Origin of the sequence: Sorangium sp. So ce302 (genome assembly GCF_051530145.1) — a bacterium.
Classification (GTDB): Bacteria; Myxococcota_A; Polyangia; order Polyangiales; family Polyangiaceae; genus Sorangium; species Sorangium cellulosum_B.
On record NZ_CP150326.1, the window covers coordinates 9,301,847 to 9,324,191 of the forward strand.

19 protein-coding genes are annotated in these 22,345 nt (G+C 72.3%); 15 read left to right on the forward strand and 4 right to left on the reverse strand.

Annotation, left to right across the window (positions count from 1 at the left end; genetic code table 11):
* Positions 1-92: 92 nt before the first annotated feature.
* Genes WME73_RS35310 through WME73_RS35350 form a run of 9 tightly spaced genes read left to right on the forward strand, consistent with a single transcriptional unit; the run spans position 93 to position 9,980 of the window.
* Positions 93-1,079 carry an AAA family ATPase gene (locus tag WME73_RS35310; protein WP_437740752.1) on the forward strand — a complete coding sequence of 329 codons (987 nt, stop codon included), beginning with the start codon at positions 93-95 and terminating at the stop codon, positions 1,077-1,079.
* A complete protein-coding gene (locus tag WME73_RS35315) occupies positions 1,076-1,984 on the forward strand; it encodes a DUF58 domain-containing protein (protein ID WP_437852004.1) in 909 nt (302 codons plus the stop codon). The genes WME73_RS35310 and WME73_RS35315 overlap by 4 nt, the downstream gene beginning before the upstream one ends.
* Entirely contained in the window at positions 1,981-3,222 is a 1,242-nt protein-coding gene (locus WME73_RS35320) for a hypothetical protein (protein ID WP_437740754.1), read from the forward strand. The genes WME73_RS35315 and WME73_RS35320 overlap by 4 nt, the downstream gene beginning before the upstream one ends.
* A complete protein-coding gene (locus tag WME73_RS35325) occupies positions 3,219-4,364 on the forward strand; it encodes a VWA domain-containing protein (protein ID WP_437740755.1) in 1,146 nt (381 codons plus the stop codon). The genes WME73_RS35320 and WME73_RS35325 overlap by 4 nt, the downstream gene beginning before the upstream one ends.
* The gene (locus WME73_RS35330) at positions 4,361-5,515 is read left to right on the forward strand and encodes a vWA domain-containing protein (protein WP_437912395.1); all 1,155 of its coding nucleotides are present in this window, start codon (positions 4,361-4,363) and stop codon (positions 5,513-5,515) included. The genes WME73_RS35325 and WME73_RS35330 overlap by 4 nt, the downstream gene beginning before the upstream one ends.
* Positions 5,502-6,596: a tetratricopeptide repeat protein gene (locus WME73_RS35335; protein WP_437912396.1), complete on the forward strand. Its 1,095-nt coding sequence runs from the start codon at positions 5,502-5,504 to the stop codon at positions 6,594-6,596. Before WME73_RS35330 ends, WME73_RS35335 begins: the two co-directional genes overlap by 14 nt.
* On the forward strand, positions 6,593-8,536 hold the full coding sequence (locus tag WME73_RS35340; protein WP_437912397.1) for a BatD family protein: 1,944 nt from the start codon (positions 6,593-6,595) through the stop codon (positions 8,534-8,536). The genes WME73_RS35335 and WME73_RS35340 overlap by 4 nt, the downstream gene beginning before the upstream one ends.
* Positions 8,521-9,369 (forward strand): hypothetical protein, encoded by an 849-nt coding sequence (locus WME73_RS35345; RefSeq protein WP_437912398.1) that lies wholly within the window; start codon positions 8,521-8,523, stop codon positions 9,367-9,369. The genes WME73_RS35340 and WME73_RS35345 overlap by 16 nt, the downstream gene beginning before the upstream one ends.
* 29 nt (positions 9,370-9,398) lie before the next feature.
* Entirely contained in the window at positions 9,399-9,980 is a 582-nt protein-coding gene (locus WME73_RS35350) for a hypothetical protein (protein ID WP_437740760.1), read from the forward strand.
* A 30-nt stretch (positions 9,981-10,010) separates the two neighbouring features.
* On the opposite strand, the gene WME73_RS35355 is transcribed toward WME73_RS35350, so the two are convergent.
* On the reverse strand, positions 10,011-10,574 hold the full coding sequence (locus WME73_RS35355; RefSeq protein ID WP_437740761.1) for an ExbD/TolR family protein: 564 nt from the start codon (positions 10,572-10,574) through the stop codon (positions 10,011-10,013).
* Positions 10,575-11,260: 686 nt separating this feature from the next.
* On the opposite strand from WME73_RS35355, the gene WME73_RS35360 reads away from it, so the two are divergent.
* The 4 genes from WME73_RS35360 to WME73_RS35375 all read left to right on the forward strand — a co-directional run bounded on the left by WME73_RS35360 (position 11,261) and on the right by WME73_RS35375 (position 15,718).
* Complete coding sequence (locus WME73_RS35360) at positions 11,261-12,124, forward strand: helix-turn-helix domain-containing protein (protein WP_437740762.1); 864 nt, start codon at positions 11,261-11,263, stop codon at positions 12,122-12,124.
* Between the two features lie 363 nt (positions 12,125-12,487).
* Entirely contained in the window at positions 12,488-13,627 is a 1,140-nt protein-coding gene (locus tag WME73_RS35365) for a phospholipase D-like domain-containing protein (RefSeq protein ID WP_437740763.1), read from the forward strand.
* A gap of 46 nt (positions 13,628-13,673) precedes the next feature.
* The gene (locus tag WME73_RS35370; protein ID WP_437912399.1) at positions 13,674-14,513 is read left to right on the forward strand and encodes an AAA family ATPase; all 840 of its coding nucleotides are present in this window, start codon (positions 13,674-13,676) and stop codon (positions 14,511-14,513) included.
* 2 nt (positions 14,514-14,515) lie between these two features.
* Positions 14,516-15,718 carry a vWA domain-containing protein gene (locus WME73_RS35375; protein ID WP_437740765.1) on the forward strand — a complete coding sequence of 401 codons (1,203 nt, stop codon included), beginning with the start codon at positions 14,516-14,518 and terminating at the stop codon, positions 15,716-15,718.
* Positions 15,719-15,741: 23 nt separating this feature from the next.
* Here WME73_RS35375 and WME73_RS35380 read toward each other — a convergent pair whose 3' ends face one another.
* The 3 genes from WME73_RS35380 to WME73_RS35390 all read right to left on the reverse strand — a co-directional run bounded on the left by WME73_RS35380 (position 15,742) and on the right by WME73_RS35390 (position 20,534).
* Positions 15,742-16,641 carry a Uma2 family endonuclease gene (locus WME73_RS35380; protein WP_437740766.1) on the reverse strand — a complete coding sequence of 300 codons (900 nt, stop codon included), beginning with the start codon at positions 16,639-16,641 and terminating at the stop codon, positions 15,742-15,744.
* 58 nt (positions 16,642-16,699) lie between these two features.
* Entirely contained in the window at positions 16,700-17,389 is a 690-nt protein-coding gene (locus tag WME73_RS35385; protein ID WP_437740767.1) for a sensor histidine kinase, read from the reverse strand.
* A 109-nt stretch (positions 17,390-17,498) separates the two neighbouring features.
* Positions 17,499-20,534, reverse strand: a complete 3,036-nt coding sequence (locus tag WME73_RS35390) for a TIGR03960 family B12-binding radical SAM protein (protein ID WP_437912400.1) — start codon at positions 20,532-20,534, stop codon at positions 17,499-17,501.
* A gap of 125 nt (positions 20,535-20,659) precedes the next feature.
* On the opposite strand from WME73_RS35390, the gene WME73_RS35395 reads away from it, so the two are divergent.
* A complete protein-coding gene (locus tag WME73_RS35395; protein ID WP_437740769.1) occupies positions 20,660-21,001 on the forward strand; it encodes a hypothetical protein in 342 nt (113 codons plus the stop codon).
* A gap of 113 nt (positions 21,002-21,114) precedes the next feature.
* Positions 21,115-22,179 carry a YihY/virulence factor BrkB family protein gene (locus tag WME73_RS35400; RefSeq protein ID WP_437852031.1) on the forward strand — a complete coding sequence of 355 codons (1,065 nt, stop codon included), beginning with the start codon at positions 21,115-21,117 and terminating at the stop codon, positions 22,177-22,179.
* Positions 22,180-22,345: the final 166 nt, after the last annotated feature.

Sequence of the window (22,345 nt, forward strand, 5' to 3'; positions counted from 1 at the left end):
GCGCGCGCCGCGGCCCCGCCTCGCGCCGAGGAATATTCGATCGGCGCCGGTTGTCCTCGGGCGGCCGGGCTTGCTATGAGCTCCCACCCGTTATGCACGACGTACGCGCCCTGAACGAGCTGGTCGCCAAAGAGAGCGCCTTCATCGACACCCTGCTGAACGAGGTCGGCAAGGTCATCGTCGGCCAGACGTACATGATCGAGCGCATCCTCATCGGGCTGCTCACCGGGGGACACGTCCTCCTCGAGGGCGTCCCGGGCCTCGCCAAGACGCTCACGGTGCGGACGCTCTGCGACGCCATCCACGCGAAGTTCTCGCGGATCCAGTTCACGCCGGATCTGCTGCCCGCCGACCTCATCGGCACCGTCATCTACAACCACCAGAAGGGCGACTTCACCTCGAAGCTGGGCCCGATCTTCGCGAACCTCGTGCTCGCCGACGAGATCAACCGCGCCCCGGCGAAGGTGCAGAGCGCGCTCCTCGAGGCGATGCAGGAGCGGCAGGTCACGATCGGCGACACGACCTACCCGCTGCCGAGTCCGTTCGTGGTCATGGCGACCCAGAACCCGATCGAGCAGGAGGGGACCTACCGCCTCCCGGAGGCGCAGGTCGACAGGTTCATGCTCATGGTCAAGGTCGGGTACCCCGCGCGGGCCGAGGAGCGGCAGATCATCGACCGCACGACGGCCGTGATCGAGGGCAAGGCCGCGAAGGTGACGACCCCCGAGGAGCTCGTGTCCGCGCGCAAGGTCGTGCGCGACGTGTACATGGACGATCGCGTGAAGGACTACATCGTGGACGTGGTCTTCGCGACGCGCGAGCCCGGGCAGAAGGGGATGCGGGAGCTGAGCAGCCTCATCGAGTACGGGGCGAGCCCGCGCGCCTCGATCGCGCTGGCGCTGGCGGCGCGCGCGCACGCCTTCCTGCGCCACCGGGGCTACGTCACGCCGGAGGACGTGAAGGCGATCGGCCCCGACGTGCTCCGGCACCGGGTCGTCCTGACCTACGAGGCGGAGGCCGAGGAGGTCACGTCCGAGCAGATCGTCCGGCGCGTGTTCGAGGTGGTCGAGGTGCCGTGATCAAGGCCTCCGGCTCGAAGAACCCGCTGCCGCCGGAGCTCCTGAAGCAGCTCCGGCGCATCGAGATCCGGACGCGACGGCTCGCCAACGAGCAGCTCTCCGGGACGTACTCGTCCGTCTTCAAGGGGCAAGGGCTCTCGTTCCGCGAGGTGCGCGCCTACCTGCCCGGCGACGACGTGCGCTGGATCGACTGGAACGTCTCGGCCCGCATGAGCGAGCCGTTCGTGAAGGTGTTCGTCGAGGAGCGGGAGATGACCGTCATGCTGGTCGTCGACGCCTCGCAGAGCGAGCAGTTCGGCACGCGGCGCGCGTCGAAGGCGCGCGTCGCCGCCGAGATCGCCGCGCTCTGCTCCTTCAGCGCCATCAAGAACAACGATCGCGTGGGCCTCGTGCTCGCGACCGAGGCCATCGAGAAGCTCGTCCCGCCGAAGAAGGGGGACAAGCACGTGATGCGCGTCATCCGGGAGATCCTCGGGCACGAGCCGAAGTACACGGGTACGAACCTGAAGCTCGCGCTCGAGACGCTCGTGAAGGTCGCCAAGCGGAGGAGCGTGGCCTTCGTGATCAGCGACTTCTTCGCCTCCGGCTTCGAGCGCTCGCTCTCGCTCGCGAGCGCCAAGCACGACGTGATCCCGGTGATGCTGGTCGACCCGCGCGACGAGGAGCTGCCCGACGTCGGGCTCGCGACGTTCGAGGACCTGGAGACCGGGGAAGAGGTCGTGGTGGACACCGGCGACCGGGCGGTGCGCGACCACTACCGCACCGCGATGCGCAAGCTCCGGAGCGACCGCGACAAGCTGTTCAAGAAGCTCGCGCTCGACGCCGTGGTGGTGAAGACCGGCGAGAGCTTCGTGAGCCCGCTGCGCGACCTGTTCGCCAAGCGGGCGCGGAGGCTCAGGCGATGAGGACGCGTCGCTCCGCGGTCCACGCCGCGCGCGGCGCGAGCCCGCTCGCGTGGGCCGCGCTGGCGGCGGCGCTCGCGTGCGCGTCGCCGGCACGATCGCAGCCGGACGCCGGCGGCGCCGGAGGGCCCGCCGCTGACGACACCCCGCCGCCGCCACCGCCGCCTCCGGCCCCGGCAGCCACGGAGCGCGGCGAGAGCGTGTGGGCCTCGTGCGCGGAGCACGTGCCGCCCGGCGCGACGCGCCCCCGGATCGAGGAGACGTTCCCGAAGAACGGGTTCAGCGGGTACGCGGCCCACCTCGAGATCACGGTCACGCACGGCAAGGGCGAGACGGTGCTGCCGGAGGGCTTCAAGGTCCAGGGCGACAGCGACGCCGCGCGCGCGATCCAGAAGGCGGGGTTCGTCCTGCCGGAGGCCGACGCGGGCGCGGGGCCGACCAGCACGACGACGGCGACCGACGACGGCGCCACGACCAAGCTCGTCATCCCGTTCGTCCCGCTGCCCAAGGAGCCCGGGAGGAGCGCCCTCCTGCTGCCGCCGGTGCCGATCGCCGTGTCCCGCGCGAGCGGGGAGCTCGTCACCGTCTGCACCCGGCCGCACGAGATCGTGATCGAGGACCCGATCGCCAACGAGCGGGATCCCAAGGTCAAGCCGAACCCGCCGCCGCGGCCGCAGCGGGAGGAGTGGGTGCTCGCGAAGCAGCTCACGGCCGGCATCCTCATCGGCGCGGCGCTCGGGCTGCTCGTCGCCTGGCTGGTCCGGCGCTGGCTGCGCCGGCCCCGCGTGGTGGCCGCGCCGCCGCCCAAGCTGCCGTGGATCGCCGCGCTCGAGGAGCTCGAGGCGCTCCGGCGCTCCGACCTGCTCGGCGAGGGGCGGACCGGTGAGTACTTCGACCGCGTGAGCGACTGCGTGCGCAAGTACCTCGGCGCACGGTACGGCTTCGACGGCCTCGAGACGACGAGCGACGAGATGCGGGACCTGCTCGCGCGGGTGCGCCCGCCCGTGCCGGTGCTGCCGCAGATCGCGCGGTTCCTCGCCGACTGCGATCTCGTGAAGTTCGCGCGCCTCCAGCCGAGCGAGGCCGACTGCCTCACGGCGCTCGACGACGGCGAGAACATCGTGCACCGCACGACCCCGCCGGCGGTGCGTCCCGGCGACGGCGCCGGCCCCCGGAGCTCGCCCGCCGGCGGGCAGCAGCCGCCCGCTCGCCCGTCCCGGGCGCCAGAGGAGGCGCCTTGAGCCGCACGAAGCGCGCATCGCTCGCCCTCATCGCGACGCTCGTCGTCGCCGCGCTCGCCTGCGTGTACCCCTACCTCGCGCGCCGCGACGCCTGGTCCTCCGCGAGCTGGCAGAACCCGTGGTTCTTGCTCGCGCTCATCGCGGTGCCCGTCGTCTGGTACTGGGGCATCTTCGCGGAGGACGCGCGCAGGCCGCGGCTGCGGCTCGGCACGGTCGCGCCGCTCGCGCGCGGGCCGCGCGGCCTGCGCAGCCACCTGCGCGACCTGCCGGGCGTGCTGCGCGCCGTGGCGCTCGCGCTGCTCGTCCTCGCGATGGGGCGGCCGGTCAGCGTGCTCCGCGAGCAGCGCTCGGACGACAAGGGCATCGACATCGTCGTGGCGCTCGACCTGTCGGGCTCGATGCGCGCGATCATGGATGCGCGGGCGAGCGATCTACCCGGCCAGCCGAAGCTGCCGCGCGGCAAGCGGCTGACCCGGCTCGACACGGCCAAGCTCGTCCTCCAGGACTTCATCAGCCGCAGGAGGACCGATCGCCTCGGCGTCGTCGTCTTCGGCAAGGCCGCCTACGTGCTGTCGCCGCCGACGCTCGACTACCACCTGCTGACGCAGATGGTCTCGCAGATGACGCTCAACGTGATCGACGGCAGCGCGACGGCGATCGGCGACGCGCTCGGCACCGCGGTCGCCCGCCTGCGCAGGAGCGACGCGCAGTCGAAGGTCGTCATCCTCCTGACCGACGGCGACTCCAACGCCGGGGCCATCTCCCCCGAGTACGCGACCCACCTCGCGACCTCGCTCGGCGCGAAGGTCTACACGATCCAGATCGGCACCGACGACGAGGTCGAGGTCGAGGACGGCATCGATCTCTTCGGGCAGCCGCGCTACGTGCGCCACCGCTTCCCGGTGAACCCCGCGCTGCTCCAGGAGATCGCGCAGAAGACCGGCGGCGCGTCGTACGTGGCGACCGACGCGAAGGCGCTCGCGGACAGCATGCACGACGTGCTCGACCGGCTGGAGAAGACCCGCTTCGAGGCGTCGAGCGCCGCGTACGAGGATCTCTTCCCGTTCCTGCTCCTGCCGGGGGTGTTCCTGATCGGGCTCGACGCGCTCCTGCGCGCCTGGCTGCTCCGGAGGTTCCCGTGAACTTTGCGGCCCCCTGGTTCCTGCTCGGGACGGCGTTCGCCGCGCTGATCGGCCTCCTGCTCATCCTGGGCGGCTTCGGCGTGGCGCGCGCCATCAAGCGCTTCGGCGACGAGGATCGCGTGAAGGCGCTCACCACCGCCGATCCGGCGAAGCGCCGCGCCTGGAAGGGCGTGCTGCTCGTGCTCGCGACGGCGCTCGCGTTCGTGGCCGCGGCGCGCCCCCAGTACGGCAAAGGCACGCGGCTCGTGCCGGCGACCAACGTCGACGTGGTGGTCGTGCTCGACTACTCGAAGAGCATGTACGCGCGCGACGTCGAGCCGTCCCGCATCTTCCGGGCGAAGGTCGAGGTCGCCCGCCTCATCAAGGATCTCGAGGGCGCGCGCTTCGGCGCGGTCGCGTTCGCCGGCGAGCCGATGGGCTTCCCGCTGACCGCCGACGGCGCGGCGATCGCGCAGTTCTTCCGCCAGCTCGACCCGAACGACATGCCGATCGGCGGCACGGCGATCGCGCGCGCGCTCGACCAGGCGAACGAGCTCCTGAAGCGCGACCCGAAGTCCGCCGAGCACAAGCGGATCATCCTGCTCGTCACGGACGGCGAGGACCTCGAGGGCTACCCGCTGAGCGTCGCCCAGGCGATCGGCGCCCAGGGCACGACGATCCACGTCGTTCAGATCGGCGGGCGCACGCCGGAGCCGATCCCGGAGATCGGCCAGGACGGCCGCATCGTCGGGTGGCGGACGGATCGCCAGGGCAAGCCGCTCACGACCGAGCTGTCGCTGTCGGGCGAGCAGCAGCTCGCGTCGATCGCGCAGGCGACGCCGGGCGGGCAGATCATCCGCGCGGAGAAGGGGACCACGGGCATCGAGAAGATCGCCGCGGAGCTCAGGCGGCAGATGAAGAGCGAGCTCTCGGAGCGGGTCGAGACGGTCTACGCGGACGTCTACTTCTACCCGCTCGGCCTCGCGATCCTGCTCCTCATCGCCGAGGTGTTCCTCAAGGATGCTCCGCGCCGTCGCTTCGTGGCGACGCGCCCCGAGGCCGCGCCGAAGCGCGCCGCGTTGGTGAAGGGGCGCCCGCTCGGCGCGGACCTCGCGGCGGGAGCGGGGCAGGCTTCCGGGGGCAACGCGGGAGGGCCGCATGCCGCGTCGTGATCGCAAGCGCGTGGATCTCGCCGGGTTCTTCGCCCGCCGCGGGCGCTGGATCGCGATCGGGCTCGCCGCCGCGTGCCTCACCGGGGCCGCGTTCTCGGCGGCGACCGGGTGCAGCGGGTGGGATCCGACGTCCCCGTTCGAGCGGAACGCGCCGGCGGTCGACCAGGCGATCCGCGATCTCGACGCGGGCAACCTCGAGTCTGCCGAGCAGGCCCTCGAGAGCTACCTGGGGACGGGGCCGTGCAGCGACGCAGGCATCGGGCTGCCGGACTCCGTGCGCCAGAAGCCGAACGGCTCGTTCGATCTCGGGCTGACGCTGTTCCATCTGGCCGAGCGCTACGGTCATCGGTTCGGCGACGAGGAGCTCGCGGACGGCGGGCCGGAGCAGGAGCAGCGCGACGCGCTGCGCGGGATCGAGATCGACTGCGCGCTGGTCCTCCTGAAGTCGATCGGGGCCGATCCGAGCGTGCCGGCCGACCTGCGTGCGCGGGCCCGCTACCTCTCGGGCAACCTCGAGTTCTTGCGGCGCAAGTACGAGGACGCCGTGACGTATTACGACCAGGCGCTGGCCATCATCCCCGGGGTCCTCGAGGAGGCCGGCGGCGACGGCGTCGGCCGGGACGCGGCCTGGAACCGGGCGATCGCCCTGCGGCGTATCGAGGACCAGAAGGACGCCGCGCCGCCGGACGCCGAGCCCGATGCGCCGCCGGACGCCGAGCCCGACGCGCCGCCGGACGCCGAGCCCGACGCCGAGCCCGACGCGGGCGACGACGGCGGCGACCAGGACGCGGGCGACGACGGCGGCGACCAGGACGCGGGCAACGACGGCGGTGACCAGGACGCGGGCAACGACGGCGGTGACCAGGATCAGAGCCCTGACGCTGGCCCGCAGGACCAGACGCCCGACGCCGGCTCACCCGAGCAACCCGAGCCACCCCGCGAGCAGCCCCAGGAGCCGCCGCAGACCGGTCGGCAGGACGATCGCATCCTCGACCAGCTCGAGGAGGCGCCGACGTACCAGGAGCAGGAAGCGAAGAACAAGGCCGGTATGCGGCGCGGCCGCGGCATGGAGGACAAGTGACGCGCCCGCTCGCGCTCGCCCCCCCGCGCCTTGCGCCGCTCGCGACCGCGCTGCTTGTGGCGTTGCTCGCGTTGATCACCCCGCTCCGCGCGCGCGCCCAGCAGCAGCCGGAGCTCTCGGCGCGCGCGAGCTCCACCGACGTCGAGGTCGGCGAGCCGTTCACGGTCGAGGTGAAGGCGCTCGTCGAGCGCGGCGCCGGCATGCCCTCCGATCCGGAGCTGCGTGTCCCGCCCGACCTCTCCATCGTCTCCGGCCCGAGCATCGGGACGCAGATGAAGACCCAGCTCGGGGGCGGCGTCATGATCACGCAGCTGGGCATCAGCGCGACGTGGCAGATCGTCGCGAACAAGCCCGGCCGCTACACCATCCCGGGGCCGACGATCTCGTGGAACGGCAGGCGCCTGCCGGCGGCTCCGATCATGATCAAGGTCGCACCGGCGAGCGGGCGGCCTCGCCGGCCGAGCAACCCGTTCCTGTTGCCCGGCGGCCCGCTGCATGGCTTTCCGTGGCCGTTCGGCGGCTCGGGTGGCCTCTTCGACGACGAGGCGACCCAGGACGAGCCCGAGCCCGAGGCGACAGAGCTGGCGATGCCGCGCGAGCCGGACCCGGTGGTGTTCCTTCGCGCCATCCCCGACAAGACGGCCGCGGTGGTCGGCGAGCAGGTCACGGTCTCGTTCTACCTGTACTTCCGCGAGAACGCCGAGATGACCGAGCCCCGCGCAGCGCCCGCCGCGGACTTCCTTCGCCACCCGCTCCTCGAGGACCCCCGCAACGAGCGCCCCGTGTACACGCGGGTCGGCGGGCACCGCTACGCGGCCCGCCTCGTCGACAAGCTGGCGCTGTTCCCGCTGAAGACGGGCGAGCTGCACACGGGCAGCATGCAGACGCGCATCACCGGGCGCCGGATCGGCGCGCGCGTGCTGCGCGAATCGAACGACGTCGTCGTGAAGGTCACGGAGCCGCCCCTCGCCGGCCGCCCGTCCGGCTATGTCGTCGGCGACGTCGGTCAGTTCACGCTCAAGGCGACGGTGCAGCCGCGCCAGATCGAGCAAGGCGGCTCGGTGGCCGTGACCGTGCAGATCGCGGGCACCGGCAACTTCCCCCAGTCGCTCCGGGTGCCGGAGCGGACCGGGCTCGAGTGGCTCGACCCGGAGAAGCGCGACGCGATCGAGCCGCGCGGCGGCGCGATCGGCGGCACCCGATCGTTCGGCTACGTCGTCCGGATCCAGGAGAGCGGCGCGGTCGATCTCGGGAAGGTCGAGCTCCCCTACTGGGATCCGGCGCAGAAGCGCTACGTGGTCGAGCGCGCCGAGCTCGGCGTCGTCCAGGTCAGCCCGGTGGCCCCTCCGGCGTCGTCCGGGCCTCCGTCCAGGGCGCCTCGCGCCGAGGGCGACGGCGCTGGCCGGGGCGAGCCGTTCGCCGGCATGCCGGGGCTCCGCACGTCGCTCGGCCCGCACGCCCCGCCCGCGACGCGGCCCCTCGACGGCGCGCCGTTCTGGCTGCTCCTGGCCGCGCCGCCGCTCGTCGTGACGCTGTTCGGCGCGGGCGATCGGCTCCTGCGCCGGGCGCGCGATCGCCGCGCGGCGGGCGCGACCTCGCCCGCCCGGCTCGCGGCGATCGCCCAGCGCGAAGCGGAGGAGGCGGCCGCGCAGGGGGATCTCGGGGCGACGGCCGCGGCGATCGAGCGCGCGGTGCACCGGGCGATCGAGTCCGCGACGGGCCTCCGCTCGCGGGGCGTCTTGCTCGCGGAGCTCCCGGGCGAGCTCGACCGGCGCGGCGTCCCCGGGCCGCTCTCGTCGCGCGCTTGCGAGGCGCTGGCCGCGTGCGAGGCGATCCGGTTCGAGCCGACCGCGCAGGAGGGCGGCGGCGCCGCCGCCGCGGCGCTCGTCGAGCAGAGCCGCGCCGTCGTGACCGAGCTCGCGCGATGGAAGCCCGCGTGAACGGCCGCCGCAGGCGCCTCCTCGCCGGCGCGCTCCTCCTCGCCGGAAGCCTCGCGTCGGCGCTGCCGTCGAGCGAGGCGCGCGCGCAGCCGGCGGAGCCCCCGGAGGTGCTGTTCCAGGAGGGCACGGCCGCGCTCGGCCGCGGCGAGTACGGCGCGGCGATCGACACGTTCGAGCTGCTCGCCGACCGCGGCTTCGTGCACCCGGACGCCAGCTACAACCGCGGGCTCGCCTACGTCACGCGCGTCCGCGAGGGCGCGGATCGCCCGGGAGACCTCGGCCGGGCGGCGGCCGCGTTCGAGGAGGCGCTGCGGCTCCGCCCGGGCGACGCCGACGCCGATCGCGCGCTGGATCTCGTGCGCGCCGAGATCACCCGCCGGCGCTCGCGCCGCGCCACGGATGCGGTCGACGTGCGCCCGACGCTCGGCCGGGTCATCGTCGGCCTCGCCTCGGAGCGCACCTGGGCGGCGGCCGCGCTCCTCGCGTCGCTGCTCCTCGCCCTGGGCGTGGTCCTGCGGCGCCGCCCTGCCGGTCCTGCGCACGTCGCGGGCAGCGTCCTTGCGCCGACGGCGCTCGTCGCGCTGCTCGCGCTGGTGCCGCTCACCTATGCGGCGCGGCACCTCCGCCTCACGACCCGGGCTGGCGTCGTGGTGGTCCCCGAGGTCCGGCTCCTCGACGAGGACGGGCGCGCGCTGCCCCGCGCGGAGCAGAGCGCGATCCCCGAGGGTGCGTCGGTCGAGGTCGGCAGGAGATCGGGCGGGCTCGCGGAGGTCCGCTGGGGCGCCACCGAGGGCTGGGTTCCGGCGTCGAGCATCCGGTTGCTCGCTCCATGAGCCGCGCCATCGTGTGCTAGGTTGTCCGCGTGTGGGTACGCCGCGCAGCCATTCGCCCCGTCCCCTCGTACGCTCAGGTGCCGGCGCGCGTCCTGTCCGAGATCGAGGATCAGCTCGCCGAGGATGACGACGACTCGCGCAAGCAGCTCGACGACGCGTTCACGCGCTTCGAGCAGACGCAGCCTGCGCTCGCGGACCGGATCTCCTCGGTGCTGTCCGGCCCGCTCGACGAGACGGCGCTCGCCCTCGGCTATTTCCTGACGCTGGCGATCTGGCTCGCCTTCGACGAGCTGTTCGGTCAGGACCTCGACGAGGTCACCGAGACGGCGCTCACGGGCGTCGAGGAGTCGCTGAACCTGGACGAGCAGATCCGCCTCCACGATCCTGCCGAGGCGGTCGACTCGGACGACGTCATCGCGATGGAGCAGCCCGACGTCCTCGCCTTCGTGCAGGAGCACCTCGACGCGGCGCTCGAGGCGAACGCGCACGAGGTCGACGTCGACGACGTCCACGCGATCTACCGGGTGGTGCTGATCGAGATCCTGGCGCTGAGCTACGCCGTCCGCCCGCCCTCGAACTGGGTAGCGCTGACGACCGAGTTCACCGCGTAACGCGTCTCCCCCGTCTCGCAACCACCGCTCTTAACGTGCCGAGAAGGTGGCCAGGAAAGCTGGCATCTCGGCGCTGCGGCCGTCCTCGAGGAGGACGGTTCGGCGCGGGGCATTGATCGCGTCGAGCACGGCGACGAGCTCACGGAACGGCGTCTTGTTGTCGCTGTGGAGCACGGCCTGGTCGGCGCGGCGGTCGCTCGGGGCGCGGTGCTCGCCGCTCCGCTCCCACTCGCGCCGGATGGCCTCGCCGAGCTCTCTATAACGGATCGCGGTGGCTCCCGCCCCGCCGATCTCGACAGGACGTTTGGGGACGCTCACCTCGCTCAGGACGGTCGCGCCCTGCTTCCACACGAGGTTGAACCGGTCCTCGCCGACATGGACGTGCATCGTCCTGAGAGGCTCCTTCTGGCACTCCTCCCCGCACCCCGCGGCGGCAGGCACCTCCGCGCTGGTCTTGAGCCGCGAGTTCGTGACCCACACCGCCGTGATCAGCAGGAAGGCGATGGTCACCATCAGCAGATCGATGAACGGAATCATGTTGATCTCGCTGTTTCGCGCCCGCCTCTCGCCACCTCCCACGTCGACGCCTGCCATGGCTGCCTCCTTGTGTGCTCGTGTTGTCGCCGCGCACTCGCCAGCTCCGCGGCCGCGCTGCGATAAGAGGACAGAGCGCGGCGCGCGCCGGATGTTCCTGGAAAGCACCAACGTCCGCTCCCCTCGCCACGGGTGAACCACTCGCGCGCGTGGGCCGCGCCGGCGATCCCGATGAGGGAAGACCGCGACGAGCGATCCCTCGGGCGGCCCACGCTCCGCATCGTCCACTATTTCGGAGGCGCTTCGATCCGCCCAGCTCAAAAAGATGCAACGCGTCGTTGTCAAGCAGCCTCATCATCGGACGCCCTGAACATGGAAAGGGCAGACGAGAAGCTCGATTTCTTCGGCATAGGCGAAGATGCGGCAGCCTTGCGCCACGGACGACGGGGCGTCGTGCCGCCCTCGGGTCAACGCAGCGTGCCGCCCCTCGTGCGTCATGGCCGAGCTGTCTCTTGACAGACAATCCGTTATAACGGATGATGTACCTACGGGTTGGAGGTGAAGCGGATGCGCCCCCAGAGTGCTCAAGTGATCGACCTCGAGGAATACCGGCAGCAGCGGCGGGCGGCTCGGAACAAGCATGTTCCCGAGAGCGACAGGCCGATGTCATCGGGGAGCTCTTTGACCATGCCGGTCGCCCTCTGGTGGTTCCCGATCTGGACGTGGATGCCCGTCTGGCAGGTGCGATGAAATCCGTCCGTCAGAACACGCCACGGAGCTCGCCCGGGCTGGTCTGCGGCGATGGGCTCGGCGCGTCGTTGCCCGTGGAGGGCTATCAGAACGGCGTGCAAGCGTCCGCCGCATCGACGGGGCGCCCCTCTTCGCCTGCTGGACCGCGCTCGCACCGCAGGCCGGAGAGCTTCGCTGGCCCCGCGAGCTCGTACTCCAGCCGCACCAACGGAACAAACGGAGAAGCGCCGCAGCGGGACGTGGACGAGGCGTCTGGAGACGCCTGGGCCTACGAGATGGCCCCGCAGGACGCCTCCTCGGCGCTCACCGGCATCGTCGGGGCCAACCTGCGTCGCCTCCGGACCAAGCGTGGGCTCTCCCTCGAGCGGCTGGCGAAGGCGTCTGGCGTGAGCCGGGCGATGCTCAGCCAGATCGAGCTCGGCCAGAGCACGCCGACGATCAACGTACTCTGGAAGATCGCGCGGGCGCTCGGCGTGCCCTTCTCGGCGCTGATCAGCGACCAGTCGCTCGGCGGCACATCGCTCATCCTGGCCGCGCGCGCCAAGGTGTTGACGTCGCACGACGGCTCGTTCACGTCCCGCGCGCTGTTCCCGTTCGACGTGCCGAGGACCGTCGAATTTTACGAGATCACGCTCGCGCCCCTCGCCACCGAACACGCGGATCCTCACCCGCCGGGCACCGTGGAGAACCTCGTGGTGACCGCCGGGACGCTGGAGATGGTCGTCGGCGCCGAGCGCCATGTGCTCGCGACCGGCGACGCGATCATGTTCGACGCCGACGTACCCCATCAGTACAGGAACCCGACCGATCGGCAGGTCATCTTGTACCTGGTGATGACGTACATCGAAAAGATGGGCTGATCGGGGCGCTCGACAGCCCGGATCACCGAGGCGCCAAGGACGCCGAGAGGACAATAACGCCTTCCGGCGCTCCTCTTCTCCCTCCGGTTCTCCCTCCGGCTCCGCGGCGATTCAAAGAACAGAAGCGCCACGTCTCAGCCCCCGAGATACGCGGGTAGCTCCGCACACCGCTTCTGCCCCAGGACATGAATGTTCGGTGCGGCGCAGCGTCGCCCCTGGCCCGGCGGGCGCGATGGCGGGCCCGAGGCGGGGCCGGCGGAATCGACAGCTGACCGACGCCGGCCAAGCATCACGCCGGGGCGTCACGCGCCCGTCCGCGCTATCATCGCGCCGCCTCGTCCCGGGCAGCCTGGCCCCCGCCGCATGTCCCAGCCCCCTCCCGCGCCCGCGTTCGCCGAGATGACCGTCGGCGCGCACCGCCTCGCGCTCCTCAAGGACGGCGCGCAGACCTACCCGGCCATGCTCGAGGCCATCACCCGCGCCCGGCGCACGATCTGCCTCGAGACGTACATCCTCCGGGTCGATCGGACCGGCCAGCGCTTCGCCGAGGCGCTCATGGAGCGCGCGGCGGCCGGCGTCGAGGTGAACGTCCTCTTCGACGCCTGGGGCTCCTCCGTCTCGTCGTCCTTCCTCGACGGGCTCCGCCGCGCCGGCGTCCGGCCCCACGCCTTCCGCCCCCTCGACCTCTCCGCCCCGCTCGGGAAGGTCGCCCGCCGCGACCACCGCAAGGCGCTCATCGTCGACGGTGCGATCGCCTTCACGGGTGGCCTCAACCTCTCCGACGACTACGCGGCTCCGGAGGATGGCGGCGCCGACTGGCGCGATACCCATCTCCGCATCGAGGGCCCCGCCGCCGCCGAGCTCCAGTATTTCTTCCTGCGCACGTGGCAGCGCACAGGCGGCGCCCCCATCGACGACGAGCGCTACGGCTACGCCGAGCGCAGGCCCGACCCCGCCGTCCAGATCATCAGCAACGACCTCCCCCGCCGCAGGCACCGCCACGGCATCCGCGACGCCTACCGGCACGCCATCGAGCGCGCCCGGCGCAGGATCTTCATCACCAACGCTTACTTCCTGCCGCCGCTCCGGATCATCCACGCGCTCTCCGCCGCGGCCCGCCGCGGCGTCGACGTCAGGATCATGGTCGCCGGCACCACCGACGTGCCCGCGGTCCTGCTCGCCTCGCGCGCGATCTACGGCCACCTCCTCGACGCCGGCGCCCGCATGTTCGAGTGGCGCGGCCGCGTCCTTCACGCCAAGACCGCGGTCATCGACGGCCTCTGGTCCACTGTCGGCTCCACCAACCTCGACAGCCAGTCGCTCCGCATGAACCTCGAGGTGAACGCCGTCGTCTCGCACCGCGGGTTCGCTGGCGCGATGGAGCGGATGTTCGCCGACGACCTCGCCCACTGCCGCGAGATCACCGCCGCGGGCTGGGCCCAGCGCCCCCTCTGGGAGCGGGCCGCCTCGTGGACGGCCTACCTCGCGCGCGACTGGCTCTGATCCCGCGCGGTCCGCCGCGCTCGGCGGGGGATGCTACCGTGCCGGCATGTCCGACTTCCGCCGCTTCCGCGGCACCGAACGCTACCTCACGAGCGAGGCGCTCGAGGCCGCCGTCAACTGCGCGCTGGTCCTGGAGCGGCCGCTGCTCGTCAAGGGAGAGCCCGGCACCGGCAAGACGCTGCTCGCCGAGGCCATCGCGCGGAGCCTGTCGGCCGAGCTCATCACCTGGCACGTCAAGAGCACCACGCGGGCCCAGGACGGGCTCTACGTCTACGACACCGTGCAGCGGCTCTACGACGCGCGCTTCGGCGACGGCGACGTCCGCGACATCCGCCGGTACATCAAGCTCGGCCCGCTCGGTAAGGCGTTCAACGCCTCGGCGCGCGTCGTGCTCCTCATCGACGAGGTCGACAAGGCGGACCTCGAGTTCCCGAACGATCTGCTCCACGAGCTCGATCGGATGCGCTTCCGAATCGCCGAGACCGGCGACGAGATCGCCGCGCGGGAGCGGCCCGTCGTCATCATCACCAGCAACAACGAGAAGGAGCTGCCGGACGCGTTCCTGCGCCGCTGCGTCTTCCACTTCATCGATTTCCCGGAGCCCGAGCTCATGCGGGAGATCCTCCGCGTCCACCACCCCGATCTCGATCGGACGCTCGCCGACCAGGCGATGCAGGTCTTCTACGAGATCCGGAAGAACACCCGGATCCGGAAGCGCCCCTCGACGAGCGAGCTCATCGACTGGATCGCCGTCCTGCGGAGGGCGGGCGTGGGCGAGGTGAAGCTCGACAAGGCGCTGCCGTTCCTCGGCGCGCTGCTCAAGAAGGAGCAGGACCTGGTCGCGCTGGCCGATCAGCTGGCGGGCGGCAGGCGGTTCCGGTCGTAGCGATGTTCGTCGCGTTCCTCTACGAGCTCCGGGCCCGCAAGGTCCCGGTCGGCGCCCAGGAGGCCGTCGGCCTCGCGCGCGCTCTCGCCGCGGGCCTCCACGAGAGCTCGCTCGAAGGCTTCTACCATGTCGCGCGGGCGATGCTCGTCCACTCGGAGGCGCACCTCGACGACTTCGATCTGGCGTTCGCCCAGCACTTCCGCGGCGTGCACGTGGAGGCCAAGGCGGTGACGGAGGAGCTCCTCTCCTGGCTCCGGGATCCCATCAAGATGCGCGCCCTCTCCGACGAGGAGAGGGCGATGATCGAGGAGCTCGATCTGGAGGAGGTGCTCCGGCGGTTCGAGGAGCGCCTCCGCGAGCAGCGCGAGCGCCACGACGGGGGGAGCCGGTGGATCGGGACCGGCGGCACCTCACCGTTCGGCCGCGGCGGCTTCCATCCGAGCGGCATCCAGGTCGGCGGCTCCGCGGGCGGGCGCAGCGGCGCCGTGCAGAACGCCGACGCCCGCCGCTACCGCCCCTACCGCAGCGATGTCACGCTCGACGTGCGCCAGATCGAGGTGGCGCTGCGCAAGCTGCGCGCCTTCGCGCGCGAGGGCAGCGATCGCGAGCTCGACATCGAGGCGACGATCGACGCGACGGCCAGGAACGCGGGCGAGATCGAGATCGTCACGAGGCCCCCGCGCCGGCCGAACACGCGCGTGATCCTGATGATGGACGTGGGCGGCTCGATGGATCCCAGCGCCGCGCTCGTGTCGCAGCTCTTCAGCGCGGCGAAGCGCGCGACGCACTGGAAGGAGCTGAGGAGCTACTACTTCCACAACTGCGTCTACGAGAGGGTCTTCAGGACCGAGGGGCTCCTCGACCCCGTCCCGGTGCGCGAGCTCCTCCGCGAGTGCGGCAAGCACCACAAGCTCGTGATGGTCGGAGACGCCTCGATGGCGCCCTACGAGCTGCTCGGCTCGTCCGGCTCCGGCGGCGGCGCGGGCTCCTCGTTCGATCCCGACGCGCGGCTGCCCGGCGTCGCCTGGCTGACGATGCTGCGCGACCATTTCGACCGCGCCGTGTGGCTGAACCCGGACGGGATTGGCCCCTACCCCCACCCGACCGTCGACGCGGTCAAGAGCATCTTCCCGATGTTCGCGCTCACGCTGGAGGGCCTGGGAGAGGCCATCGCCGAGCTCGTCCGCGGCCGCGGCCGCGCCTGATCCGTGCGGCGCGCCGGCCCGGGTCAACGGCCCGCGCGGCGGAACACCTCCGCCGTGGCCGACGCAACGAGGGCGCGGTCGAGCCAGCGGTCGAGCTCGCGCTCGCTCCTGCACGACGAGATCTTCGCCGCGGCCGCCTTCGTGAGCCGCAATCCTCGCCGAGCGAGGACACGCCTCAGCGCGTCGCGCTTGCCCTCGAGGATCCCCTCCTCACGTCCCGCTTCGCGCCCCTCTTCGCGGCCTTCCTCGCGCCCCTCTTCGCGGCCTTCCTCGCGCCCCTGCTCGCGGCCTTCCTCGCGCCCCTGCTCGCGGCCTTCCTCGCGCCCTGCATCGAGCACGGCGTCGAGATCCTCGTATCCGCGCCGCTGGAGGAGGTTGGTCAGCGTGCTCTTCTCCGCCTCGCTTCGGTCGTAGAGCGCCTCGACCCGGACCGCGTTCTTCAGGATGCCCGGCGCGCTCAGCAGCTCCCCGGGGAGCGCGACGCGCACCTTCCGGCGCGGCTCGTGCACCTCGACCCGCCGTGGACCGGTGAGGCGCACCACCCACAGGAGCTTCGTACCGGCCGCGATCAGGTCGGCGATCTTCTCCTTGAGCGCCTCCTCGTCCTGTCCCACGTCGGCGTACTCGATCGCGAGCTCCGGCACGCCCTTCACCCAGCCCGGCCTGTCGGGCACGTTCCCCACCGCGACGTCCGGCGCCCGGAGGGTGCCCGGATCCGGGGAGTACCCCGTATCCACGCCCACCTCCTTGACCGCCGGGTCCCACCCCACGACCGAGCTGCCCAGGTGGTTCGGCCCCGAGGCACGCCCCCCCGTGGGGGCGCAGTAGACGGGGTGGCCATTCGACAGCTCGTACGGATCCCCCGCGCGGAGGTGCTCCGCGCGAAAAGGGCCGCGCTCCGCCGTCCGGCGCTTCACCTGCATGAGAGAACGATAGCACGCCGGGGACGCGCCCCGAGGAGCTCGCCACGCTCCGCGCCCGTCACGCGTTCGGCAACCACATGCGGAACGCCGCGCCCCCGCACCGGCCCGCCGTCGCGGTGATCTCGCCGCCGTGCGCCTCGACGATGACCCGGCTCAGCGCGAGGCCGAGGCCGGTCCCCTTCACCTTGGCGGTCACGAGCGGCTCGAAGAGGTGGTCGGCCACGCACGGAGGAACGCCAGGGCCGTTGTCCTCGATCTCGAGGTGCGTGCGCTCGTCGCCCCTCCACGCGCGCGTGACGATCACGCCGCCGGGCCCCTCGTCGAACGCCTCGATCGCGTTGAGGTAGAGGTTCGAGAAGACGCGCTCGAGCAGGATCGGGTCGCACAGGAGCGTGAGGTCGGCCGGCGCGACGGCGACCTCGAACCGGACGGCCGTGGGCAGCACCAGCGCGTGCCGCGCGCCCTCGATGAGCCGGCCGAGGTGCGCCGGCTCGCGCCGCAGCGGCTCGCCGCGCGCCAGCCCGAGGACGCTGCCGATGACCTCGTGCGCCTTGCGGATCTCGCACGTCACCCGGTCGAGGTGGCGCAGCAGGCGAGGCCGATCGTCGAGGTCGCGCTGCGCCAGGTAGAGCGACGACTCCGCGACCGCGAGGGCGTTGCGCAGCTCGTGGGCGACGCTCGCGCCGACCGCCCCCGCCGCGGCCAAGCGCGCCGCGCAGCACGCTATCTCGTGAGCCTCCTTTGCCATAAAGCAAAGCGCAGCGTAGCCGATCCCCGAGCGATAGCCCGCGCGCGCTCCGCGCCCCGCCGCCGCCGTCGCCGGGAGGATCTTTACGACACGACCGTCCCGGGCTGGCTCACTCGGCGTCCGCGGCGAGCGGGAGGGCCGCTGTTCGCTCAGGAGCCGGCTTGACGCGGCGCGCCCGCTCGAGATCGAAGAGCGAGAAGCGCTCGCCCGCTGCGGAGCCCGCCGGCGACGTACGGCCGAACAGCTGAAGCCGCACGGCGCGGTGCGGCGGCGGCGTGATCGCGCCCGGCGCCTCCCCCGGCTCTCCCGTGATCACCGCCGCGACCTCGGACGACTTCACCGCACCCGAGCCGCGGATATCGACCTCGACCTCGAGGGCGACGAGATCGCCGACGAGCCCGGCGCGCGCGAGCGCCGCGTGGACCTCGGGCCCGCCGACCTCGGCCCGCACGAGGTACTGGCGCACGTCGACCATCTTGGCGAGCCGGTCGATCTCCCGGCGGATCGGGAGCGACGCGGCCGAGAGGGCGGCGCTGCAGCGGGCGGCGAGGAGCGCCTCCGCGTCGCCGCCGATCGCGGAGCGCGCGAAGGCGAGCGCGTAGCGCGCGCCGGCGATGAGCTTGCTCAGGGACGGGTCCTCCGGGCCGAGCTTGACGGCGCCGCTGAACACGAGCCCGCGCGGGCTCGCGGCCGACATCGCGGCGACGAGCGCGTCGAGCGCGGCGGGATCGAGGTCGCGCTCGAGGCGGAGGTCGACGTACTCGTCGAGGCTGATCACGCCGAGCGAGAGCGCCGGCGAGAAGGTCATGTCGGGCTTCGGGTGGAAGCCCGCGGTGTAGGTCATCGGCGCGCCGACGCGCCGGAGCACGCGGGGCAGCTCGCGCACGACGTCGAGGTGGCCGAGCAGCGCCATCGGCCCGGCCTTCTCGAAGCGGAAGCGGTAGCGGAAGCCGCCGCGCCCCTTCGGCGCAGGCGCGATCCGCCGCGCGCGGTGGGGCGCCTCCCCTTCGGCGCGGGAGGGCTCCCCGTCGTCGCCGCTCTTCGGCTCCGTTGCAGCCGTTGCAGCGACGCTCTCCCGCTCCGCGCCGCCGACGCTCGCCCGCTCCGCGCCGCCGTCGCTCGCCGGCGCGCCAGAGGGACCCGCGGCGGCCACGGGCGGCGCGGCGCCTGCGTCGGTGAGCACCGGCAGCGAGCGCCGGTGGGCGCCGAGCCGATCGAGGAAGGTGAGCCGCTCCTCGCGCATCTGCGTCATGTCGCAGGCGACGCCGCAGTCGTAACAGACGAGCCGCCGCGCGTCGGCCTTGGCGTCGTCGAGGTTCGTGTGGTGGACGAACATGCCGGCGACCTTTCCGCACGGCGGGCTAAGGCGGCTCTGGAGCGCCTTCCTGTACTCCTTCGCGAGGAAGCCCTCCTCGAGGCCGACGTCGATGTGATCCCAGGGCAGCCGCGCCGTCACCGGGAGGGTGCCGAGGTACTTCTCGCGGTCGACGCCGACGTGCGTGAACGCCTCCTCCCACACGGCGAGATCGAGCTTGTCCTCCCACGAATCGAAGCGGGCGCCGTGCCGCCAGGCCCGCTCGAGGACGTCGGCGAGGGGACGGTCGCCGCGGGCGAAGATGCCCTCGAGGACGCTGGCGTGAGCCTCGTGGGTCTTCAGCGTGACGGCGCGATAGGGCCGCACCGTGTCCTTGAGCAGCCGTTGCTTGCGCCCGACCTCGCCGAGCGTGTCCATCGCCGCCCACTGGAAGGGCGTGTGAGGCTTCGGCACGTGGGTCGAGACGCTGACCGTCACGTCGACCGGCTTGCCCTTGCCCGCTGCCCTCCTCCCGGCGCCGGCCGCGCGGGCGCCCGTCTCGACGATGCCGCGCACGTCCTCGTCGGTCTCGGTCGGCAGGCCGATCATGAAGTAGAGCTTCATCTTGCCCCAGCCCCGGCTGAACACGCGCTCGGCCGTCTCGAGGAGCTGCTCCTCCGTGACGTTCTTGTTCACGACGTCGCGCATTCGCTGGGAGCCCGCCTCCGGCGCGAAGGTGAGGCCGGTCGCGCGCACGCGCTTGAGCTCGTCGAGCAGGTCGGGCTCGAGCCCGTAGGCGCGCAGCGACGAGACGCCGAGCGAGATGCGCTCCGCGGTGAGGCGCTCGGTGACCTTCTTGATGAGCGGCGAGATGCACGAGACGTCGGCGGTCGACAGCGCCGTGAGCGAGACCTCGTCCTGGCCGGACCTCTGCACCGCGCGCATCACGGTGTCGACGATCTGCTCGGGATCGCGCTCGCGGACGGGCCGGTAGATCATGCCGGCCTGGCAGAAGCGGCACCCCTCGGTGCAGCCGCGGGCGATCTCGATCGACATGCGGTCGAAGATGGCCTCGGGCCCGCCCGTGGGGCTCTCGTCGGGGAACGGGTACTTGTTCAGGTCGACGAGGGCGCGCTCGATCGGGAACGGGATCCCGGAGGCGAGCGGGCGGTTCACGACCTCGAAGCCGGTGTCGGGATCGAGCCGGGTCGCGTAGAGCGAGGGCACGTAGACGGCGCCGAGGCGCGCGATCGCGACGAGCCGCTCGCGCCGCGGCACGCCCTCGCGCTTGAGCCGCGCCCACGCGAGGGCGACCTCGGTCGCCTTCTCCTCGCCGTCGCCGATGACGATGGCGTCGAGGAAGGGGGCGATCGGCTCGGGGTGGGTCGCCGTCGGGCCGCCCGCGATCACGATCGGGTCGTCCTCGCCGCGGTCCGCCGCGCGCAGCGGGACGCCGCCGAGGTGCAGCATCGTGAGGATGTTGGAGTACGTGAGCTCGAACTGCAGGGAGAAGCCCACGACGTCGAAGTCCCTGAGCGGGCGCGCGGACTCGAGGGACACGAGCGGCAGCCCGCGCTTCACGAGCTGGGCCTCCATGTCGACCCAGGGCGTATAACAGCGCTCGGCCAGCGTGCGCGGGTCGTCGTTCAGCAGCTTGTAGAGGATCTTGAAGCCGAGGTGGCTCATCCCGATGTCGTAGACATCCGGGAATGCCAGGCAGACGCGCGCCTCGACCGACGCCCAGTCCTTCACGACCGAGCCGACCTCGCCGCCCGCGTAGCGCGCGGGCTTCTCGACCTGATCGAGGAAGGAGGCGTACGGGTGATCGGCGAGCAGGGGGAGGCTGTCCATGGCGCTTCGGCGCGTAGCATGGCCGGCCGGCGCCGGCACCCGCGGCCCGCTCGAGCCAGCTCGATCTGCCGCCCGGGGCCGCAGGCCGGAGCGGCGCGGCGGCCTGCTTGGGCTATGCTCACGACGTGCGCGAGCGTGATGCCCACCATGTGGAGATCGACCGGGCGCGGCACGTCGAGTACCGGGACCCCAGCCAGTTCGACCGGATCGCCTTCGCCATGCGCACGCTGGACCGCCTCCGGCCGAAGCGGATGACGGTGGCCGTCTACCCCGCGATCGCCGCGATGCGCGTCGAGCGCGGGAGCAATCTGCAGCGCGGCGAGGGCGGCTCCTGGGCGATCGTCGGCATCCCGCCGCACGCGAGCCGCGAGCACATCGCCTACGCCCTCGCCGAGCTCGCCGGCGTCGAGTCGGTGCCCTACGCCGTACAGAGCCTCCTCGCCGCCGACAGGAACACCGACGCCTAGGCGCGCGCCGCAGCGCCGCTGCACGGACATCGCCGCTGTGCCGAGATCGGCCGCGCGCGGCGGCGGGGCGGATGGTATTGCGCCCCGCACGAGGGAGAGCGACGCTGCCCTCCGTGCCTGCTCCGATCCGGCAACAGATCGCGCGCCACCACGCAGCGAAGGCGGTGTGGAGCGTCATCGTCAGCCTGGATCGCCACAACGGGCCGCGGGCCGCGAGCGCGATGGCCTTCGACGCGTTCCTCAGCCTGATCCCGCTGGCCGCCTTCGCCGGCTATGTGCTCAGCCGGATCCACCAGTGGTCGGATGTGGTGGTGCGGCCCATCCTGCAGGCGGCGCCCCCGGACGTCGCGAAGCTCGTCTCGGAAGAGCTCATCCGGCTCTCGCAGTCGTCGGCGGTCGCGCCGATCAGCATCACCGGCTTCCTCTGGATCACGTCCTCCGGGCTCTCGACCGCCATGGGCGTGTTCGACACGATCTACAACACGCGCGAGCGCCCCTGGTACGTGCGCAGGGCGATCGCGGCGGCGTGCGTGATGGCCAGCCTGGCCGTGGTGCCGGTGGTCGCCGGCGTGGGCGTGCTGATCGGCACGCTCTCCGGATCGACCGGCGCCCGCATCGTCGCCTTCGCCCTCCCCGGGGGCCTCGTCATTTGCATGGTCGCCGCCTTCTTCAGGATCTCGATCCAGCGCCCGAACATCGAGCGACGCCGGATCTTCCCGGGCGCGGTGCTCACGGTGGTGCTCTGGTCCGCCGTGTCGACCCTCTTCTCGCTCTACGTCGCCACGCTCGGCCGCTACGCCACGTTCTACGGGAGCCTCGCGACCGTCGCGATCTTCCTGTTCTGGCTGTGGCTCCTGGCGCTGGCGCTGCTCATCGGGGGCGAGCTGAACGCGCGCCTGGAGCGGGAGCGCGCCGGCGTGACGTCGATCCCGCCCCCCGGCAAGTGGAGCGCGCTCGAGCTCTCCGAGCTGCCCGAGCTCTCCGACCTGCCCCAGAGCGTCACGCCGCCGCCCCAGAGCGTCACGCCGCTGCCCCTGAGCACCACCCTCCCCCAGGGCGCAGCGCTCCCCCGCGGGGCCGCGGCGCGGCTCGGCGACGCCCAGGGCGCGGGCAGCGCGGACGAGGACGAAGCGCGCGGCGCACCGAGCTCGCCGCGCGAGCACCAAGCCGCCGGGTAGGTCGAGGCGGCGGGAGGCCGACGCCCCCGGCGGCCGCGCGCTGAAGGACGGACGGTCGACGCCCGACGGTTCGGCTCGGCACGGGCGGTGAAAGCGCCGTCGCTCGTCCGCCACTCGGCGCTCACTCGGCGCGCATTCGCACGGTGGGTGCGCGCACTTCGCGCAG

Coding starts and splice junctions, on each gene's coding strand:
- WME73_RS35385 (WP_437740767.1), bottom strand. CDS start 17,389: ATGGCAAAGGAGGCTCACGAGATAGCGTGCTGCGCGGCGCGCTTGGCC.
- WME73_RS35370 (WP_437912399.1), top strand. CDS start 13,674: ATGTCCGACTTCCGCCGCTTCCGCGGCACCGAACGCTACCTCACGAGC.
- WME73_RS35345 (WP_437912398.1), top strand. CDS start 8,521: ATGGAAGCCCGCGTGAACGGCCGCCGCAGGCGCCTCCTCGCCGGCGCG.
- WME73_RS35310 (WP_437740752.1), top strand. CDS start 93: ATGCACGACGTACGCGCCCTGAACGAGCTGGTCGCCAAAGAGAGCGCC.
- WME73_RS35365 (WP_437740763.1), top strand. CDS start 12,488: ATGTCCCAGCCCCCTCCCGCGCCCGCGTTCGCCGAGATGACCGTCGGC.
- WME73_RS35380 (WP_437740766.1), bottom strand. CDS start 16,641: ATGCAGGTGAAGCGCCGGACGGCGGAGCGCGGCCCTTTTCGCGCGGAG.
- WME73_RS35355 (WP_437740761.1), bottom strand. CDS start 10,574: ATGGCAGGCGTCGACGTGGGAGGTGGCGAGAGGCGGGCGCGAAACAGC.
- WME73_RS35390 (WP_437912400.1), bottom strand. CDS start 20,534: ATGGACAGCCTCCCCCTGCTCGCCGATCACCCGTACGCCTCCTTCCTC.
- WME73_RS35335 (WP_437912396.1), top strand. CDS start 5,502: ATGCCGCGTCGTGATCGCAAGCGCGTGGATCTCGCCGGGTTCTTCGCC.
- WME73_RS35320 (WP_437740754.1), top strand. CDS start 1,981: ATGAGGACGCGTCGCTCCGCGGTCCACGCCGCGCGCGGCGCGAGCCCG.
- WME73_RS35375 (WP_437740765.1), top strand. CDS start 14,516: ATGTTCGTCGCGTTCCTCTACGAGCTCCGGGCCCGCAAGGTCCCGGTC.
- WME73_RS35360 (WP_437740762.1), top strand. CDS start 11,261: ATGAAATCCGTCCGTCAGAACACGCCACGGAGCTCGCCCGGGCTGGTC.